Source organism: Agrobacterium sp. 10T429 (assembly GCF_056393925.1).
Window position 1 is genome coordinate 356,897 of record NZ_JBFTGV010000002.1, and the last position, 17,672, is coordinate 374,568.

Sequence of the window (17,672 nt, forward strand, 5' to 3'; positions counted from 1 at the left end):
AATATCCCTTCGAAAGCTGATCTGAAATGACCAAGACCAATGACCTGCTTTCCACCGCAGGTATGAATACGCGCCTGACCCATGGCGGCAACGATCCCGCCGACTGTTTCGGTTTCGTCAATCCGCCCATCGTGCGCGGTTCTACCGTTCTTTTCCCCGATGCCGAGACGCTTTCGACCGAAAACCAGAAATACACCTATGGCACCCACGGCACGCCGACGACCGATGCGCTATGCAATCTCGTCAACGAGCTGGAGGGTTCTTTCGGAACCATTCTAGTGCCATCGGGCCTTGCAGCGATCACCGTGCCGTTCCTCGCCTATCTTGGCGCCGGCGATCATGCGCTGATCGTCGATTCGGTTTATTTTCCCACACGCCGCTTCTGCAACACGATGCTGAAGAAGCTTGGTGTGGAGGTGGAGTATTACGACCCGGCCATCGGGACGGGTATCGAAGCGCTGATCCGCCCGAATACCAAGCTGGTGCATCTTGAAGCGCCGGGTTCCAATACCTTCGAGATTCAGGACGTTCGGCTGATCACCGAGATCGCCCACAGGCACGATTGCGTCGTGACGATGGACAATACCTGGGCGACACCGCTTTATTTCAAGCCGCTCGATTTCGGTGTCGATGTTTCCATCCATGCCGCCACCAAATATCCGTCAGGTCATTCCGATGTCCTGATGGGCTTTGTTTCCGCCAATGAAAAGCACTGGAAGACGCTTTATCAAGCGAACACCAATCTTGGCATCTGCGTGACGCCTGATGACGCCTATCAGATCCTGCGCGGCATGCGCTCCATGGGCATTCGGCTTGCGCACCACCAGAAAAGCGCCCTCGACATCGCCACCTGGCTGGAAAGCCGCGACGACGTCGTGAGCGTTCTGCACCCGGCGCTGCCGAGCTTTGCCGGGCATGAACTCTGGAAGCGCGATTTCAAGGGCGCGAGCGGCGTATTTTCCTTCGTGCTGAAGGCCGAAGAGGGCAAATACAAGCAGACTGCGGCGGCATTCCTGAATGCGCTGACCTTCTTCGGGCTCGGCTATTCCTGGGGTGGATACGAATCGCTTGCCGTGTCGGTGTCGCTTGTCGACAGGACGATTGCCAAAGGCCCGTCGGAAGGTCCGGTCATCCGTCTGCAGATAGGGCTTGAAGATATCGCCGACCTCAAGAAGGATCTCGAGGCCGGGTTTGCTGCGGCAGCCGCGGTCTAACCTCAGCCTTTGGCGCGGTAGCCGTATAGCCAGTCGAAGTCCTTCAGGAAGGCTGCCCTCGGACGTGTCGAGAAGACGAAGTCCCGGGCAAGCCGAACCGGGCCTGTGGCGTGATAGGCGAAACGATTGAGAGAGGCCCGCTTGCGGGCCTTTTCTATGCGCGGCAGACGCAGGGCTTCGAAGGCGGCAAGGGCCTGTGGTACGGGCAGGGATGTTCCGGTCAATGTGCCCGCCAGTTCAAATGCATCCTCGATGGCCATCGCCGCCCCCTGTGCGGCAAAGGGCATCATCGCGTGGGCAGCGTCGCCGATCAGCACCGTATCGCGACCATTGTGCCAGCGTCCGGGACCGGCCTGATAAAGTGGCCAGAAGGTCGGATTTTCCGACGATGCCAGCAGCCGAACGATATCCGGGCTCCACCCGCGAAACTGCGCAAGCAGCATGGCTTTCTGTTGGCCGCTCGATTCCGCCCGCCATGTTGCGCCGGGATCGGCGCCGAGTGCGATGGCCACAATGTTGAAGCCGCCGACTTCCTTCAGCGGGTAGGCGACGATATGGCCACCCGAACCGAGATAGGCGGTGACGGCGCTTTTGTTGATGGCTGACGGCACATCTTTTGCCGCGACCGTGAAGCGCCAGGCAATATTGCCGGAGAAAGTGGCAGTGGGGGCGGAGGGGACAGCGAAACGGGCCGCGGACCAGACACCGTCTGCGCCGACGATCAGGTCGTGATCGCGGAACGTGGTTGCAGCGATGACGTCTGTCGTCGCGTTTTCGATACGTTTGCCAAGATGCAGGCGGCAGAGCGGATTGCGCGTTACCGCATTGAGAAGCGCGTTTTGCAACGTCGAGCGATGCAGCACGCCATAAGGTGCGCCCCAGCGTGTGCGGGCCGTCGCACCCACGGGTAAGGAAAGCAACGTGGCAAGCGATTTGCCATCGGCCAGATCGACACTGACCGGCTCGGTCCAACGCGCCTCTATCTCAGCCATCACGCCGAGTTCGGCAAGGATGCGGGCGGCATTGGGCGATACTTGCAGGCCCGCACCGACTTCCGTCAGTTCGCCGGCTTGTTCAACGATGTCAGAGCTGATGCCCTGGCGGGCAAAAGAAAGCGCTGCGGTGAGACCGGCGATGCCGGCACCGACGATGGCTACGGATTTGATGGGCATGTCGCGCCCCGATCAGGAAAGGTGGAAGGTCAGGCGGCCTTCACATGGAAGACGCAGCCTGGAGGATTGGTCTGCTCGGCCTTCAGCGACGGATTGTAGCGGTAAAGGGTGGAGCAATAGGAACAGACCTTCTCGTTGTCGTCGCCCATGTCGATGAAGATGTGGGGATGATCGAAAGGCACCGAAGCGCCGGTGCACATGAATTCCTTGACGCCGATCTCGATCACGCTGTGTCCGCCATCGTTCTGGAAGTGGGGAATGGAATGCCCGGCCATGTTCGTCTCCAAATGCAATATCGTGGTTAAGCCGCAGGTCGTCATCGAGCATGGGCTTATTGCTGCGGATATGTAGCCTCAAACGCATTGCATCTCCATAAAAATCGTCAGGAAAACATGTTCAAAATTGCGATTTCCTGCCATATGGTCCGGCAAAAAGGATGTCCTTGATGAATCTCAACACGCCGCAATTTTCCGATTTTTCCCATGACGGCCTTCGCCTTGCCTATTTCGATGAGGGTGATCCGGCGGGCGATCCGGTTCTGTTGATTCACGGCTTTGCCTCCAGCGCCAACGTCAACTGGGTGCATCCAGGCTGGCTGAAAACGCTTGGTGACGCCGGTTACCGGGTGATTGCCATCGACAATCGCGGCCATGGCGCAAGCGACAAGCCGCATGATCCGCAAGCCTATTATCCGCCCGTCATGGCCGGCGACGCGGTGGCGCTGCTTAATCATCTCGGCATCGCGGAGGCTCATGTGATGGGCTATTCCATGGGCGCACGCATTTCGGCCTTTCTGGCGATGGCACATCCGGAGCGTGTCCGCTCACTGGTTTTCGGCGGACTTGGCATCGGCATGGTGGAAGGTGTGGGCGACTGGGATCCGATCGCCGAAGCGCTGCTAGCGCCCTCGCTCGATGTCGTCACGCATGAGCGCGGCCGTATGTTCCGCGCCTTTGCCGACCAGACGAAAAGCGACCGGCTGGCACTCGCCGCCTGTATCGAGACGTCGCGTGTCCTCGTCAGCCGCGAACAGGCCGCAAAGATCGATGCCCCGACGCTGATCGCGGTCGGAACCAATGACGATATCGCCGGATCGGGTGCCGAACTTGCGGCGATCATGCCGCATGCGCGCGCTATCGACATTCCCGGCCGTGACCACATGCTGGCCGTTGGCGACCGGGTGTTCAAGGCGGCGGTTCTGGAATTTTACCGCAGCCTTTGATGGGTGGCGGCAAGAAACGGTTTTTCATGCTGCATGAAGAAAAACTGAAGCCTTGCCGCCTTTAAAGTCGTCATTCGAATCCCATTTCTTATGCACGTCTTTTTCTGTATAAAGAACGACTACTGCAAACGAGGAGACCATTCATGGTCGCACGTACCGAGGCCCGTCAGCCGGAACAGCTGGCGATCGTCGATCCGATCTGGGGCAGCTTGCTGCATGAGGCACGAAGCGCCGTGGCGCAGGACCCGCTGCTTTCGGCTTTCCTTTATTCGACAATCCTCAATCACCGGTCTCTGGAAGAATGCGTGATTTATCGCATCTGTGAACTCCTCGATCATCCCGATATGCAGGCCGTTCTTCTGCGCCAGACCTTTCAGGACATGCTGGATGACTGGCCCGAATGGGGCAGCGTGCTGCGCGTCGATATTCAGGCGGTTTACGATCGCGATCCGGCCTGCACGCGCTTCATGGAGCCGCTCCTTTATTTCAAGGGGTTTCAGGCCATCCAGACGCATCGCCTTGCCCATTGGCTGCTGCAAAAGGGCCGCAGGGATCTGGCGCTTTATCTGCAAAGCCGCTCGTCCAGCATTTTCCAGACGGATATCAATCCGGCAGCACGCATCGGCAAGGGTATCTTCCTCGATCATGCCACCGGGCTTGTGGTCGGCGAGACGGCCGTTATCGGCGACAACGTTTCCATCCTGCATGGCGTGACGCTTGGCGGCACCGGCAAGGAGGGGGCGGACCGTCATCCGAAGATCGCCAATGGCGTGATGATCGGAGCGGGCGCGAAAATCCTCGGTAATATCGAGATCGGCAGCTGCTCGCGCATCGCCGCCGGTTCTGTGGTGCTGAAGCCGGTCCCGCCGAAGACCACCGTTGCCGGTGTGCCGGCGCGGGTGGTGGGAGAGGCAGGGTGTTCCGAACCCTCGCGCCTGATGGATCAGGTCATCGGAGCCGATATCTGACGGGTCCGATATTTTCTCAATCGTCCGTGTGGAAGGCTCCGCGTGAAAGACATGGCCTGTGAAAGACATTGGCGATGTGCCGCTTTCACTTTACTTTCGCCTTTGTCCCATGCCAAAAGCGGCGCAACCCGAACCGCACAGGAGAATAGTGGTGAAAGCCGACGAAATCAAAAAACTCGACGCCTATTTCAAGCGCACCTTCAATGAAAAGATGGTTGTGAAGGCGCGTCCCCGTAAGGACGATTCCGCCGAAGTGTATCTTGGCGAAGAGTTCCTTGGCGTTGTCTACATCGATGACGAGGACGGCGACCGCTCGTACAACTTCTCCATGGCAATCCTCGACGTCGATCTTTGATCGTCACTGCCCGGTGACGGGTGTTTTCCCGGATTAATAGTCGCCCGCGGTGGTTCACGCCGCGGGCGATTTGTTTTTGCGGTCGGTGATACGCATCATCAAGCGGCTTTGCGGCCGCAACGTCACCCTCATCAGTGGCTCCGCCGGACTTGCCGATCTGTTTTCGAGATGGACGTTCTGCAACAGCACCGCCAGGATCGACACGGCCTCCATCATCGCAAATGCGTTGCCGATGCAGACACGCGGACCTGCACCGAAGGGCATATAGGCGTAACGGTGGCGCGCCTTGGTCTTTTCAGGCTCGAAGCGGGAAGGGTCGAAACGTTCCGGTTCGTCCCATAGCGCCGTGTGCCGGTGGACAGCGTAGATCGGCACATAAAGAACGGTTCCGGCAGGAATATCATGGTCGCCGAGCTTGAAATCCTGCAACGCCGTGCGGGTAACCACCGGGGCAGGTGGGTAAAGCCGCATCGCCTCGGAAAATACCTGTCTGGTATAGGTCAGTTGGGCGATGTGCTCTGCGGCGACGGGATTTCCACCCGTGACGGCTGCGATTTCCTCGACGACTTTCCGCTCCACGTCGCTGTGTTGCGACAGCAGATTGAACGTCCATGCCAGACCGAGCGCAGTCGTTTCGTGACCGGCGGTGATGAAGGTGAGCAGATTGTCGATGATTTCCTTGTCGCTCATCATGCGTCCCGTCTCGGGGTCCTTCGCCTGAAGTAGCATGGAGACCAGATCGTTTCTCTCGACAGGGTTCTGCCGCCGGTCCGCAATCACAGTCGACAGGCTGGAGCGCAGATAACCGACAGCCGCCCGGGCCTTGCGCCGACCGGGGTGAGGGAGCCATTCGGGTGCGCCAAGCATGGCTAGAGCGAAGGTCCAGCCTGTCGGTTTCAGATAGTCGGTGATGCTTTGCTCCACGCGCCCGATATCGATCCCGTGGCCGCCGGACATCATGGTCTCAACGATGATGTCAAAGGTGGTCCGCATCATTTCATGGCCGATATCGATGTCACCGAAAGGAGATGCGCGCCAGCGTCTGCCGGTTCGCTCCGCCGCCTCGATCATGACGGGTAGCAGCTCCAGCAGTTTTTCGTGCCGGAAGGCGGCGGCAACGGATTGCCGTTGCCATTTCCAGTGATCGCCATCGGCGGTTAGAAGGCCCTGTCCGAGAGCGGGGCCAAGCGCGCGGCGCACGTCCTCACCCTTGCCGAGCAGATGAGCGTTCTTGACGAGGGCCTCATGAATAAGGACAGGATCGGCAAGATGGACGCGCATCGTACCGCCGACACGGATAAACACCGCCGGTTCGTTGAAAATCTCCGGTGGCAATGCGTTCAGCGGATTGCGGATGAGTGAGAGGGCCAAACGTGCTGTGGCGAATTTCGATACGGGTGCTGCAGCGGATGTATCCGGGAGCGGGGTGCGAAGGTCGGTTCCGGGCATGGACAGGTCCTTTATTCGCGTTGAACACTCAAATTTATTTGTTAAGGTGTGTACCTTATTTTATTCATTTAAGGTGTGCACCTTAGGTTTCAATAGCGGGGTCCGATATCAATGAAGAAAAGCGAGGCCGGACGATCGACGGGGCGTCCTTCCCCCACACGACAGAGAATAATCGCTGCCGCACTCCAACTATTTAACGAGAGGGGGCCTGATCACGTAACCACAGCCGAGATCGCAAGGGCAGTGAATATCAACGAGGGTAATCTTTATTATCATTTCCGCACCAAGGAGGCATTGGTGCTGGCGCAGTTTGCCCTGTTCGAGACCGACGCGCTGGCGGTTTTCGCAAAGATTGACGAAGAGGACGAAGTTGCCGCATCGACATATGCTGGCTTTCTGCGGCTCTGGTTTTCGCTGGTGTGGAAGTACCGCTTCCTGTTTCGTGATTTTGTCGGCCTTCTTTCCTCCGCGCCTGCGCTGGTGGAGCCGGTTCGCGGAATAAGCGCGGCAATGCGACTTGCCGTTGATGATATCGTCAGCCGGATGGAGAGGGCAGGGCTTGCAGAGATTCCAGAAACCGAGCGGGCGGCCCTTCTTACCAATCTATGGATCGTCTCGACCTATTGGGCGGCTTATCTCAACCTTCAGGAAGGGGTCACCGAATTCGGGCCGCAGCAACTGGACTGGGGACTTCGGCAGGTGTCCAGCCTGTTTCGACCCTATCTCTCACCATTGGCCACCTCCGAGCTGGAGGCGATGCTTGAAGTTGATCCATGATTTCACCTGATGGTGACAATGTTGCAGGCAAAAACGCCCGCGACAATATCTGTCGCGGGCGTTTCCCATCTCGCGGGTCTTAAGCCGCCGTTATCAGGCCGACTTCAGCAGATCGCCGTGCGGATCGAGCACGAACTTGGTTGCGGCACCCTGGTCGAAGCTTTCATATCCCTGTACGGCGTCGTCGAGTGCGATGATCTTGGCGTTGACGATGTCGGCAATGGGCAGGCGGTCGTGCAGGATCGACTGCATGAGCTGGCGATTGTATTTCAGCACCGGCGTCTGGCCGGTATGGAAAGATTGTGCCTTGGCCCAACCGAGACCGAAGCGAAGCGACAGGCTGCCCTGTTTTGCTGCGGCATCGACCGCACCTGGATCTTCGGTGACGTAAAGGCCGGGAATGCCGATCGAGCCGGCGGCACGGGTGATTTCCATCATCTGGTTGAGAACGATGGCCGGCTGTTCGCCGCCCGAATGGCCACGCGCTTCGAAACCGACGGCATCGATGGCGCTATCGACCTCGTTGGTGCCGACGATCTCGGCAATCATGTCGCCCAGCCGGTCACCCTTGGAAAGATCGACTGGCTCGAAGCCGACCTTGGCGGCGTGCGCAAGGCGATCCTTGTTGAAATCACCGATCATGACGACGGCGGCACCGAGAATACGGGCAGACGCGGCAGCCGCCAGACCGACCGGACCGGCGCCCGCGACATAGACCGTGGAGCCGACACCGACGCCGGCCTTGACCGCGCCATGAAAGCCGGTCGGCAGGATGTCCGAGAGCATGGTGAGGTCGCGGATCTTGGACATTGCCCTGTCGCGGTCGGGAAATTTCAGAAGGTTGAAGTCGGCATAGGGAATGGTCACGTATCTGGCCTGTCCGCCGATCCAGCCTCCCATATCAACATAACCGTAGGCGCCACCGGCACGGGCGGGGTTCACCGTCAGGCACACGCCGGTATCCTGCGACTTGCAGCAGCGGCAGCGACCGCAGGCGACGTTGAACGGCACCGAGACGATATCGCCGATATCAAGCATCTCGACGTCGACGCCTTTTTCAATGACTTCGCCGGTGATCTCATGGCCAAGGACGAGGCCGGGCATCGCCGAGGTGCGGCCGCGCACCATATGCTGGTCCGAACCGCAGATATTCGTGGAAATAACCTTGAGAATGACACCGTGCTCGATACGGCGGCCATCCGGCGCCTCCAGCTTCGGATCATCGATGTCGCGGACCTCGACCTGGCCGGGGCGCAAATAGACGACGCCTCTGTTTTTGCTCATATCCATCTCCTCCTTGGGTTGAACACCAATACCGGCCCGCTCCTCCGCGGACAGGATATCGTCAAAACTCATGCGCGGACCCGTATGCGGCTCGCGTGGAATCTCAATCGGCGAAGGGATGGAAAGAAGAACAATCGGCGCGTCTGGACAAACGTCGCCTGCCTCTTGATCACCGCCCGCCGCAGATACCCGGCATTACGCCGGATATGTGCAGCAAACCATTTGGCGGGCGATGTGGCGGTCGGGAATACGACAACGCCTATAGCCGCAACGACACCGGCTCTCGCCAGATGTCACGGTGGCGTTATCTGTCGATCGATTTTCTCAGGCGCCCGGCGGCATCCTGAATATATTGCCAGGCGACGCGACCGGAGCGGCCGCCGCGCGTGGTCGCCCATTCCAGCGCCTCGTGATGCAGGGTTTCGCGATCAAGGCCGAGATCGAAATGTTCGGCATAGCTGTCAATCATTGTCAGATAGTCTTCCTGGCCGCATTTGTGGAAGCCGAACCACAGGCCGAAGCGGTCCGACAACGAGACCTTTTCCTCAACGGCTTCCGAAGGGTTGATGGCGGTCGATTGCTCGTTCTCCATCATGTGGCGCGGCAGAAGATGACGGCGGTTGGACGTGGCATAGAACAGCACATTGTCCGGACGCCCCTCTACGCCGCCATCGAGGGCTGCCTTCAGCGACTTGTAGGCCGTGTCGTCGTGATCGAAGGAGAGGTCGTCGCAGAAGACGATGACGCGTTCGCCGGAAGCTTTCAATATATCCAGCAAGGCGGGCAGGGTGTGGATATCTTCGCGATGCACCTCGACCAGCTTCAAGGGAACGCCGCTTGCGGCGCGCACATCTTCGTGAACGGCCTTGACCAGCGAGGATTTGCCCATGCCGCGTGCGCCCCAGAGCAGCACGTTGTTGGCGGGAAAACCATCGGCAAAACGCAGTGTGTTCTCGTGCAGGATATCGCGCACATGATCGACGCCGCGAATGAGTTTCAGCGCAATGCGGTTCGGACGCGAGACCGGCTGCAGAAAGGAATTGACCGGCGTCCAGACAAAGCAATCCGCCGCATTCCAGTCGTTCACGGCAGGTGCCGGGCCTGCCAGCCGTTCCATGGCGACGTTAAGCCGGCGCAGTTCGGCAAGAAGCAGGGTGGCCGTCTCTTCTCGAATCATGGTGTTTCTTCCGCTTATCCGATGTTCATAACGATGTTTTCAACCCGGCCTAGCATGGCGTTTCAGGCCCATAAAGGTTAAGAGGTCCGGAATCGGTACGGCGTGGCTTCTGCATCTGTTGCATTCCCGGCGTTCCCCACTATATTCCGGCGGCTTGAAAGCTGGGGCGGCATACGACGTCGTGCTGTAATCGTTGAGGAGTTTTATATGTTCATTAGTCAAGCTTTTGCCCAGGACACGGCGGGCGGCGCGTCTGCATTCGGTTCCGGCCTTGAGATGCTTTTCCTGTTTGCACCGCTTATGGTGGTCTGGTACTTTTTCCTCATTCGCCCGCAGCGCGCGCAGATGAAGAAGCGTCAGGAAACGTTGACCAATATTCGCCGTGGCGATCAGGTCGTTCTTGGTGGCGGCATCGTTGGCAAGGTGACCAAGGTCATCGACGACAATGAACTCGAAGTCGAAATCGCCGAAGGCGTGAAAATCCGTGCCGCTCGTGCTTACATTGCCGAAGTGCGCGTGAAGGGCGAAGTGGTCAAGACGGAAGCCGCTTCCTGATCCTGCCGGATAATTGAACGTCCGCTTCCGAATTTGACGGGTTGCGCATCGCGCAACCCCAACCCTGACCGAGATCGAAATGCTTCATTTTTCCCGTTGGAAAACAGTCTTTATCTGGTTGCTTGTGCTGGCAAGCGTCTTCATCGCATCTCCCAACCTGTTTTCGGACAAACAGCTGGAGGGCATGCCTGCCTGGTACAAGGACAACAAGGTAACGCTCGGTCTCGACCTTCAGGGCGGCTCGCACATCATGCTCAAGATCGAGCGTTCCGACATCGTCAAGGAACGGCTTGAAACGATCGTGGGTGACGTGCGCACGCAGCTTCGCGACGCCAACATCCGCTATTCGGGGCTTACCGGCAACGGCCAGCAGATCCAGGTTCGCATCAGCGATCCCGCTCAATATGAAGCGGCGAAAACCGCGCTTCGCGACCTGACGCAGCCGGTGTCCGCCGGAACGCTGGTCGGCGGTTCGATCACAGAAGTGACGATGAACGACGGCGGCGACAATCTGCTGCGGCTCAACCTGACCGATGAAGGCGTGGATTATCGCCTGTCCTCGGCCGTGTCGCAGTCCATCGAAGTCGTGCGCCGCCGTGTTGACGAAGTCGGCACCACCGAACCTCTCATCCAGCGTCAGGGTTCCGACCGCATCATCGTACAGGTGCCGGGCCTCCAGGATCCGCAGCGCCTGAAATCGCTTCTCAACCAGACGGCAAAGCTGTCCTTCCGCATGGTCGATACCACCATGCCGGTGCAGGAAGCGATGAATGGCCGTCCGCCTGCGACCTCAGAGGTTCTTTATTCGCAGGACGATCCGCCGGTTCCCTATCTGGTGGAACGCCGCGCGCTCGTTTCCGGCGACAATCTCGTCGATGCTCAGGCAAGCTTCAACCAGCAGACCAACGAACCCGTCGTCACCTTCCGTTTCGACAGCCGCGGTGCGCAGCGCTTTGCGCAGGCGACGCAGCAGAATGTCGGCAAGCCTTTCGCCATCGTGCTCGACAATCAGGTCATTTCCGCACCTGTCATCCGTGAGCCGATCATCGGCGGTTCGGGACAGATTTCCGGCAGTTTCTCGGTTCAGGGCGCCAACGACCTTGCAGTCCTGTTGCGTGCGGGCGCACTTCCGGCCACGCTGACCGTGGTTGAGGAACGCACCGTCGGTCCGAGCCTTGGTAACGACTCCATTACCGCCGGCCTCACGGCAAGCGCCATCGGCGCCGTCGGCGTCCTCATCTTCATGTTCGTCTTTTATGGCTTCTTCGGCCTGCTTGCGAACATCGCCCTCATCGTCAACGTGGTCATGCTGATCGCCGTCCTAAGTGTGATCGGATCTACGCTCACTTTGCCCGGTATTGCCGGTATCGTCTTGACGATCGGTATGGCGGTGGACTCCAACGTTCTGATCTACGAGCGAATACGCGAAGAGGTGAAGAGCGGAAAACCGCTGATCCAGTCACTGGATAATGGTTTCACACGCGCCTTTGCGACCATTATCGACGCCAACCTGACGACGCTGATCGTTGCAAGCGTGCTGTTCTACATGGGCACGGGTCCGGTCAAGGGCTTTGCCGTGACGCTTGCGGTCGGTATCATCACCACCGTCTTCACGGCCTATACTCTGACGGCCTGGATGTTTGGCTACTGGGTTCGCCGCAGCCGTCCGAAACATCTGCCGAAGGGTGTACGCACCGCCATGTTCGACGGTCGCGACATTCCGTTCATGCGTTATCGCCGTGTGGTTTTCATGATCACCGGTGTGATCATGCTCGCCTGCGTCGGTGGCTTCGTGGCCAAGGGCCTGAACCTCGGCATCGATTTCCAGGGCGGCTCGGTTATCGAAGTGCGCGCCAAGCAGGGTGAGGCCGATCTTGCAGATATTCGCGAGCGTCTGAACCAGCTGAACCTCGGTGAAATCCAGGCACAGAATTTCGGCACGCCGCAGGACGTTCTCATCCGCATTCAGGCGCAGGACGGCGGCGAAAATGCCGAGCAGTCGGCAATCACCCTGGTGCGCGGCGAGTTGCAGGACAAGTATGATTTCCGTCGCGTGGAAGTCGTTGGTCCGGCCGTGTCCGGTGACCTGACCGTGACCTCCACGATCGGCGTTGTGCTCGCCATGGCGGCGATCATGATCTACATCTGGGTTCGCTTCGAGTGGCAATTTGCACTGGGTGCGGTCATCTCGATGGTGCACGACGTGGTCTTCACCATCGGCCTGTTCGTCTTCCTTGGTATAGAGTTCAACCTGACCAGTATCGCGGCAATCCTGACGATCATCGGTTATTCGCTGAACGATACGGTGGTCATCTACGACCGTGTCCGTGAAAACCTCCGGCGATACAAGAAGATGCCACTTTCGATGATCATCGACGTATCGCTGAACCAGACCCTTTCGCGCACGATCCTTACTGGTCTGACCGTGCTTCTGGCACTGCTGGCACTGTATCTGTTCGGTGGCGAGGTCATTCGTTCCTTCACCTTCGCCATGTTGTTCGGCGTCGGTATCGGCGTGTTCTCCTCGGTCTATATCGCGGCTCCGGTGCTGATCGCCTTCAAGCTGCGTCCCGACAGCAAGGATGCGGAAGACGAGAAGGATGAGAAGTCCGGCAATGCCATCGGCGGCAAGCCTGCCGTCTGATGGCCGGCGGGATTGAAATACGCCCGGCCCATTTTCCCGGCCGGGCGCCCATCGATGCCTATGGCAATGGCGGTTTCCGTTTCGCCGACATGTCGCACCGCGGCTCTCTCCTGTTGTTGCCTTCCGGCATTCACGGCTGGAGCCCGGTTGATGTGAAAGAATTGACGCTTGAGCATTTCGACAAGGTTCTGGCTGATGCGCAGGATATCGAGGTGCTTTTGATCGGCACGGGTGATGGCATGCGGGTCTTGCCGAAGGAATTGCGCGAAGCCTTCAGGCAAGCGGGCATTTCGGTCGATCCGATGAGCACGGGTGCTGCCGTGCGCACCTATAATATCATGCTTTCGGAATCGCGCGCCGTGGCTGCGGCGCTGATTGCCGTCGAAGGCTGACAGGACGTTTCGCGCGGGGAAACATGGCACCCACAGAGAATCTAGACGTCTGCCTCGCGACGCTGCGCGACACCGATCGCGACCGCTATCTCGCGTGCCTTCTGTCTCCGGCCGACAAGCGCGCAGCGCTTGCCGCGCTTTATGCCTTCAATGCCGAAATTGCCCGAATCCGCGATTCCGTGCGCGAGGCGCTGCCTGGCGAAGTTCGTATGCAATGGTGGCGCGATCTCCTTGATGGCAATGCGCATGGGGACAGCCAGTCTCACCCCGTTGCTGCCGCTCTTTTGTTGGCGATCGAGCAACATCGCCTGCCGCGACCGGTTCTTGCCAATATGATCGAGGCGCGCATCTTCGATCTTTATGACGATCTGTTCGTGGATCGTAACGCGCTCGAAGGCTATGCGGGGGAGACCGCCTCGGCACTGATCCAGCTGGCTAGCCTTGTGCTTTCGCCGGAAGACACTCCAGCAAGTGCGGAAGCTGCGGGACATGCGGGGGTTGCGCAGGCCATGGCCGGCATTCTAATGCTGATGCCGCTGCACCGTCGTCGTGGGCAGGTCTATATCCCCGCCGATATGCTCGCGGCTGCCGGGCTTGATCGCGAGACGTTTCTGGAAGGCGACGACAAACAACGCATCGGCATCGCCATCGAGATTTTTGCAACGCACGCGCTTGATCACATCGAGAAGGCGAGACGCGCCAAGATGTCCCGGAATGTCTTTGCGGCCTATCTTCCCGTTGCCTTGTCCGGCCCGGTCATCGCCGCTGCCAGAAAGGCGGGAGCGGGCGTGTTTGAAGGCGAAGTGCAACTGTCGCAGCTTCGCCGGCAATGGCTGCTGGCAAAGGCGTCTTTCCTCAAGCGTTTCTGATCGCTCGAACTGCACATCGCGCAGACAGATCGGAGCAATTTTCGCGTCGAGGCCGAAGAGCCACACTTCACGCAAGCCTCGGTGTTTAAGAGCTTGAGCCGGGTTCGCATCGTTTCGATTCGCGAATCGCGATGTTTCGGTGCTGAGGGAGCCTTCCCGCATGAATATGGCGGTCTGGATAATCGTTTTCGTGCTGCTTGCGGTCTTCGCTGTTTATGCCTGGCGCATGACACGGGCAACGGATGAGGACAATAACCACGATGTGGGGCAGGCGATCATGGATTTTGCCCGCGCGTTTCCCACCGAGGCGATCAGAAGCCTGCATATGACGGTGGATGGCGGCGCAGCCTTCGTGCGGCTGCACGACAACAAGGCCGGCTTCATGCGCAATATGGGATCCCATTATGTGTGCCTGATGATTGATCCCGAGCGGATAAGGGTCGAAAGTCTGGAAAGCGGTGACGGTTTCGTCGTTACGTTTTTCGATACGCCGAAATATAGCGGCTCATACCGCTTCAAATCCGCCGGAGAGGCCGCCGAGGTTTCGCTGTGGCTGCTCGGTAGCCTTGTGGAGGCGCAGGACCATCACGACGAAGGACCGCAGCCCTCGGGCGCCTGAAAGCGTTCTTGGCGTCATTGTCCGTCGAGCGGCGGATTCGCTTCCGTCTGCACACGCTCGCGCCAGATGATGAAAAGGCCGGATGCAACGATGATGAGGATGCCGAGCCATTTCGATGGCGTCGGAAAATCCGAAAACAGCGCATAACCGAGAACTGTCGCCGAGATGATTTCGAAATACTGGAATGGTGCCAGAAGCGACAGCGGCGCCAGCCTGAAGGCCCTGACGATCAGGAGATGCATATAGCCGGATATCGACCCTAACACGATGAGCAGGGTGAGGGTGAAGCCGGATTGCGGAAGCGAGATCGCGAAATCCTTGTCACCGTAGGCGTCGCCGACCAGAAGGGCTGCCGCCATGAACACCGTGCCGGCAATGCCGGACATGGTCTGCATGACAAGCGGACTGTCGGCATCGCCGATAGCGCGGTTAAGGAACAGGTAGAGCGTGTAGAGAAATGCGCAGGCGACCGGCAGGAGCGATGTCCAGCCGAAGATCTCAAAACTCGGCTGAATGACGATCAGAGCGCCGCCGAAACCCACCGCAATCGCTGTCCAGCGTTTCCAGCCGACCCTGTCGCCAAGGAAGAGGGCCGACATCATCGTCAGCATGAATGGCTCGACGAAATAGATGGCAAAGACATCGGCGAGTGGCATGTATTTGACGGCGGCGAAGAACATCAGGCTGGCACTGGCATGCAGCACGCCGCGCAGGCAGTTCATCCACGGTCGTCTGGCGCTGAACAGCGCTTTGGGTGAGACCAGCAGCAGCAGGGGCAGGGTGCACAGAAGCTGGAAAAAGAAGCGGTAGAAGGTGACCTGCGCCGGTGACATTCCGCCGGTCACCGCCATGTATTTGGCGATGGCATCCATGACGGGCAGCACGAACATGCAGCCCGCCATGATCATCATGCCCTTGGCGACATCGTTCAAACCGGTCTGGCTGGTCATGGGTAGGGCTGCGCTTTCAACCAAAAGGTCCGACGAGGAAACAGGAGCGCCAGAGGGCGCTCCCCCTCGACGAGGTCAGGCGGCCTTCTGGCGTGGCAGGCTCTTCATATCAATGACGAAGCGATAACGCACATCGCTTTTTATCATGCGTTCATAAGCCTCATTGATCTGATCGATATTGATCATCTCGATTTCGGCGGCGATGCCTTTTTCGGCGCAGAAATCCAGCATTTCCTGGGTTTCGGGAATGCCGCCAATCATCGAGCCGGCGAAGGTCTTGCGGCCGGGGATGAGGCTGAATGCGTGCACCGATAGCGGCTTCTCAGGCGCTCCGACCTGCACCAGTGCGCCATCCCGCTTCAGCAACGCAAGATAGGCGTTGATGTCGTGGTCGGCGGCAACCGCGTCGATGATAAGATCGAGGCTGGAAGCCGCTTTCTTCATCTGGTCGGCATCGCGTGAAACGATCACCTCATGGGCACCGAGCTTTTTCGCGTCTTCTGCCTTGCCGGGGGAGGTGGTGATCATCACGACCGTAGCGCCCATGGCATTGGCGATCTTGACTGCCATATGGCCGAGGCCACCGAGACCGACGACGCCGATGCGCTTGCCGGGACCTGCATTCCAGTGCCGCAGCGGCGAATAGGTGGTTATGCCGGCGCAGAGCAGGGGTGCTGCGGCTGCTGGATCGAGCCCTTCGGGGATCCGCAGCACATAGCGATCATCGACGACCACATGGGCGGAATAACCACCAAGCGTATGTGCGCCGCCGCCCATGGCCTTGTCAGGCGAGTTGTAGGTGCCGGTCATGCCGTTTTCGCAATATTGCTCCAGCCCTTCGGCGCAGCTTGCGCATTCACGGCAGCTGTCGACGATACAGCCGACGCCGACGCGGTCACCCGCCTTGAATTTCGTGACCTGCGCGCCCACTCGACCGACGCGGCCGATGATTTCGTGGCCAGGGACGCAGGGGTAGAGAGAACCCGGCCATTCGCTGCGGGCCGTATGGATATCGGAGTGGCAGACGCCACAGAACTCGATTTCGATTTCGACATCGCGCGGGCCGGGATCGCGACGCTTGATGGTCGCGAGCTTCATCGGCGAAGAACCGTCATCGCAGGCATAGGCTGACGTTGTGAACATGGTCGTTCCTCCTCTTGTGGTGATCGATATTGCATGCACTGGCAGGCGATAAAAAAGTTGCGGCGGGTTTCAGCCGCCGGAGCCGGCTTCGGGCACTGCCGGGCCAAAGACCTCCTCAAAGGCTTCTCGCAGCAGAACATCGACATCGCCGATCATAACCGGCAATCCAAGATCGACAAGGCTGGTCACGCCATAGGCGCTGATGCCGCAGGGAACGATGCCGGAAAAATGCGCGAGGTCGGGATCGACATTGATCGACAGCCCGTGAAAGCTCACCCATTTGCGCAACCGGATGCCGAGCGCGGCGATCTTGTCCTCGGCCATGCTACCATCGGGAAGCAGGGGTTTTTCCGGACGCCTGACCCAGACGCCAACCCGGTCTTCGCGCCGTTCGCCACGGACATTCATCTTGTCGAGCGTGCGGATGATGACATTCTCCAGCGCGGCAACATAGGCGCGGACATCCTGGCGCCGGCGTTTCAGGTCGAGCATGACGTAAACGACGCGCTGTCCCGGCCCGTGATAGGTATATTCGCCGCCGCGACCGGTGGCGAAGACCGGAAAACGCTCCGGCTCGATGAGGTCGGCAACATCGGCGCTGGTGCCTGCCGTGTAGAGTGGCGGGTGCTCCAGAAGCCACACGAGTTCGTCGGCCTCGCCATTGGCTATGGCGGCAACTTCGCGTTCCATCTCTTCTATAGCCAGTTCGTAAGGCACGAGACCTTCCGAGATTCGCCAGCGAACAGGCGGCGAGCCGGGAACGGGCAGCATATTTGTCTCGATATCCGTGCGTGTGAGCATGAAAAAGTCCTTTCCACAGCCTTCTCGCAAAATGATGAGAAGGCTGCAACCCCAGCATTTCCGGGCTTCCTGCATATAGGG

18 protein-coding genes are annotated in these 17,672 nt (G+C 59.1%); 10 read left to right on the forward strand and 8 right to left on the reverse strand.

Annotated elements, in window-relative coordinates; genetic code table 11:
* Nucleotides 1–26: 26 nt before the first annotated feature.
* A complete protein-coding gene (locus AC1DCP_RS06725; protein ID WP_003515364.1) occupies nt 27–1,214 on the forward strand; it encodes a cystathionine beta-lyase in 1,188 nt (395 codons plus the stop codon).
* A gap of 2 nt (nt 1,215–1,216) precedes the next feature.
* Here the strand turns inward: AC1DCP_RS06725 and AC1DCP_RS06730 are convergent, their stop codons facing one another.
* Together AC1DCP_RS06730 and AC1DCP_RS06735 are read right to left on the reverse strand one after the other, a co-directional pair.
* Nucleotides 1,217–2,386, reverse strand: a complete 1,170-nt coding sequence (locus AC1DCP_RS06730) for an FAD-dependent monooxygenase (protein WP_013636193.1) — start codon at nt 2,384–2,386, stop codon at nt 1,217–1,219.
* 29 nt (nt 2,387–2,415) lie between these two features.
* A complete protein-coding gene (locus AC1DCP_RS06735; RefSeq protein WP_003495891.1) occupies nt 2,416–2,661 on the reverse strand; it encodes a zinc-finger domain-containing protein in 246 nt (81 codons plus the stop codon).
* Nucleotides 2,662–2,831: 170 nt separating this feature from the next.
* On the opposite strand from AC1DCP_RS06735, the gene AC1DCP_RS06740 reads away from it, so the two are divergent.
* The 3 genes from AC1DCP_RS06740 (at nt 2,832) to AC1DCP_RS06750 (ending at nt 4,931) form a co-directional block, all read left to right on the forward strand.
* Nucleotides 2,832–3,608, forward strand: a complete 777-nt coding sequence (locus AC1DCP_RS06740; protein WP_367078734.1) for an alpha/beta fold hydrolase — start codon at nt 2,832–2,834, stop codon at nt 3,606–3,608.
* Nucleotides 3,609–3,751: 143 nt separating this feature from the next.
* Nucleotides 3,752–4,576: a serine O-acetyltransferase gene (cysE, locus tag AC1DCP_RS06745; RefSeq protein WP_003515358.1), complete on the forward strand. Its 825-nt coding sequence runs from the start codon at nt 3,752–3,754 to the stop codon at nt 4,574–4,576.
* 151 nt (nt 4,577–4,727) lie between these two features.
* Nucleotides 4,728–4,931 carry a DUF3126 family protein gene (locus AC1DCP_RS06750; protein ID WP_003515356.1) on the forward strand — a complete coding sequence of 68 codons (204 nt, stop codon included), beginning with the start codon at nt 4,728–4,730 and terminating at the stop codon, nt 4,929–4,931.
* A 54-nt stretch (nt 4,932–4,985) separates the two neighbouring features.
* Here the strand turns inward: AC1DCP_RS06750 and AC1DCP_RS06755 are convergent, their stop codons facing one another.
* Nucleotides 4,986–6,380: a cytochrome P450 gene (locus AC1DCP_RS06755; RefSeq protein ID WP_080798479.1), complete on the reverse strand. Its 1,395-nt coding sequence runs from the start codon at nt 6,378–6,380 to the stop codon at nt 4,986–4,988.
* A gap of 111 nt (nt 6,381–6,491) precedes the next feature.
* On the opposite strand from AC1DCP_RS06755, the gene AC1DCP_RS06760 reads away from it, so the two are divergent.
* A complete protein-coding gene (locus AC1DCP_RS06760; protein WP_476774194.1) occupies nt 6,492–7,157 on the forward strand; it encodes a TetR/AcrR family transcriptional regulator in 666 nt (221 codons plus the stop codon).
* Between the two features lie 93 nt (nt 7,158–7,250).
* Here AC1DCP_RS06760 and fdhA read toward each other — a convergent pair whose 3' ends face one another.
* A complete protein-coding gene (fdhA, locus tag AC1DCP_RS06765) occupies nt 7,251–8,441 on the reverse strand; it encodes a formaldehyde dehydrogenase, glutathione-independent (protein WP_025593503.1) in 1,191 nt (396 codons plus the stop codon).
* A 304-nt stretch (nt 8,442–8,745) separates the two neighbouring features.
* Nucleotides 8,746–9,618 (reverse strand): ATP-binding protein, encoded by an 873-nt coding sequence (locus AC1DCP_RS06770; RefSeq protein WP_476774195.1) that lies wholly within the window; start codon nt 9,616–9,618, stop codon nt 8,746–8,748.
* A gap of 207 nt (nt 9,619–9,825) precedes the next feature.
* On the opposite strand from AC1DCP_RS06770, the gene yajC reads away from it, so the two are divergent.
* The 5 genes from yajC (at nt 9,826) to AC1DCP_RS06795 (ending at nt 14,697) form a co-directional block, all read left to right on the forward strand.
* A complete protein-coding gene (gene yajC, locus AC1DCP_RS06775) occupies nt 9,826–10,173 on the forward strand; it encodes a preprotein translocase subunit YajC (RefSeq protein ID WP_003515350.1) in 348 nt (115 codons plus the stop codon).
* A gap of 79 nt (nt 10,174–10,252) precedes the next feature.
* Nucleotides 10,253–12,817 (forward strand): protein translocase subunit SecDF, encoded by a 2,565-nt coding sequence (secDF, locus tag AC1DCP_RS06780; RefSeq protein ID WP_003515348.1) that lies wholly within the window; start codon nt 10,253–10,255, stop codon nt 12,815–12,817.
* Nucleotides 12,817–13,209: an Mth938-like domain-containing protein gene (locus AC1DCP_RS06785; RefSeq protein ID WP_003515346.1), complete on the forward strand. Its 393-nt coding sequence runs from the start codon at nt 12,817–12,819 to the stop codon at nt 13,207–13,209. Before secDF ends, AC1DCP_RS06785 begins: the two co-directional genes overlap by 1 nt.
* A gap of 23 nt (nt 13,210–13,232) precedes the next feature.
* Nucleotides 13,233–14,078: a phytoene/squalene synthase family protein gene (locus AC1DCP_RS06790; RefSeq protein WP_112152865.1), complete on the forward strand. Its 846-nt coding sequence runs from the start codon at nt 13,233–13,235 to the stop codon at nt 14,076–14,078.
* A 160-nt stretch (nt 14,079–14,238) separates the two neighbouring features.
* Nucleotides 14,239–14,697 carry a hypothetical protein gene (locus AC1DCP_RS06795; RefSeq protein ID WP_003515343.1) on the forward strand — a complete coding sequence of 153 codons (459 nt, stop codon included), beginning with the start codon at nt 14,239–14,241 and terminating at the stop codon, nt 14,695–14,697.
* 14 nt (nt 14,698–14,711) lie between these two features.
* Here the strand turns inward: AC1DCP_RS06795 and AC1DCP_RS06800 are convergent, their stop codons facing one another.
* The 3 genes from AC1DCP_RS06800 to lipB form a co-directional block, all read right to left on the reverse strand.
* Entirely contained in the window at nt 14,712–15,647 is a 936-nt protein-coding gene (locus AC1DCP_RS06800; RefSeq protein ID WP_162696060.1) for a DMT family transporter, read from the reverse strand.
* A gap of 75 nt (nt 15,648–15,722) precedes the next feature.
* Nucleotides 15,723–16,790 (reverse strand): NAD(P)-dependent alcohol dehydrogenase, encoded by a 1,068-nt coding sequence (locus AC1DCP_RS06805; protein WP_003515339.1) that lies wholly within the window; start codon nt 16,788–16,790, stop codon nt 15,723–15,725.
* A gap of 69 nt (nt 16,791–16,859) precedes the next feature.
* Nucleotides 16,860–17,591, reverse strand: coding sequence for a lipoyl(octanoyl) transferase LipB (lipB, locus tag AC1DCP_RS06810; RefSeq protein WP_003515336.1), 732 nt, complete (start codon nt 17,589–17,591; stop codon nt 16,860–16,862).
* Nucleotides 17,592–17,672 lie beyond the last annotated feature (81 nt).

Bases quoted from the DNA above. Each gene is read 5' to 3' on its own strand.
- AC1DCP_RS06725 (WP_003515364.1), top strand. From the start codon at position 27: ATGACCAAGACCAATGACCTGCTTTCCACCGCAGGTATGAATACGCGC.
- AC1DCP_RS06730 (WP_013636193.1), bottom strand. From the start codon at position 2,386: ATGCCCATCAAATCCGTAGCCATCGTCGGTGCCGGCATCGCCGGTCTC.
- AC1DCP_RS06735 (WP_003495891.1), bottom strand. From the start codon at position 2,661: ATGGCCGGGCATTCCATTCCCCACTTCCAGAACGATGGCGGACACAGC.
- AC1DCP_RS06740 (WP_367078734.1), top strand. From the start codon at position 2,832: ATGAATCTCAACACGCCGCAATTTTCCGATTTTTCCCATGACGGCCTT.
- cysE (WP_003515358.1), top strand. From the start codon at position 3,752: ATGGTCGCACGTACCGAGGCCCGTCAGCCGGAACAGCTGGCGATCGTC.
- AC1DCP_RS06755 (WP_080798479.1), bottom strand. From the start codon at position 6,380: ATGCCCGGAACCGACCTTCGCACCCCGCTCCCGGATACATCCGCTGCA.
- AC1DCP_RS06760 (WP_476774194.1), top strand. From the start codon at position 6,492: ATGAAGAAAAGCGAGGCCGGACGATCGACGGGGCGTCCTTCCCCCACA.
- fdhA (WP_025593503.1), bottom strand. From the start codon at position 8,441: ATGAGCAAAAACAGAGGCGTCGTCTATTTGCGCCCCGGCCAGGTCGAG.
- AC1DCP_RS06770 (WP_476774195.1), bottom strand. From the start codon at position 9,618: ATGATTCGAGAAGAGACGGCCACCCTGCTTCTTGCCGAACTGCGCCGG.
- yajC (WP_003515350.1), top strand. From the start codon at position 9,826: ATGTTCATTAGTCAAGCTTTTGCCCAGGACACGGCGGGCGGCGCGTCT.
- secDF (WP_003515348.1), top strand. From the start codon at position 10,253: ATGCTTCATTTTTCCCGTTGGAAAACAGTCTTTATCTGGTTGCTTGTG.
- AC1DCP_RS06785 (WP_003515346.1), top strand. From the start codon at position 12,817: ATGGCCGGCGGGATTGAAATACGCCCGGCCCATTTTCCCGGCCGGGCG.
- AC1DCP_RS06790 (WP_112152865.1), top strand. From the start codon at position 13,233: ATGGCACCCACAGAGAATCTAGACGTCTGCCTCGCGACGCTGCGCGAC.
- AC1DCP_RS06795 (WP_003515343.1), top strand. From the start codon at position 14,239: ATGAATATGGCGGTCTGGATAATCGTTTTCGTGCTGCTTGCGGTCTTC.
- AC1DCP_RS06800 (WP_162696060.1), bottom strand. From the start codon at position 15,647: ATGACCAGCCAGACCGGTTTGAACGATGTCGCCAAGGGCATGATGATC.
- AC1DCP_RS06805 (WP_003515339.1), bottom strand. From the start codon at position 16,790: ATGTTCACAACGTCAGCCTATGCCTGCGATGACGGTTCTTCGCCGATG.
- lipB (WP_003515336.1), bottom strand. From the start codon at position 17,591: ATGCTCACACGCACGGATATCGAGACAAATATGCTGCCCGTTCCCGGC.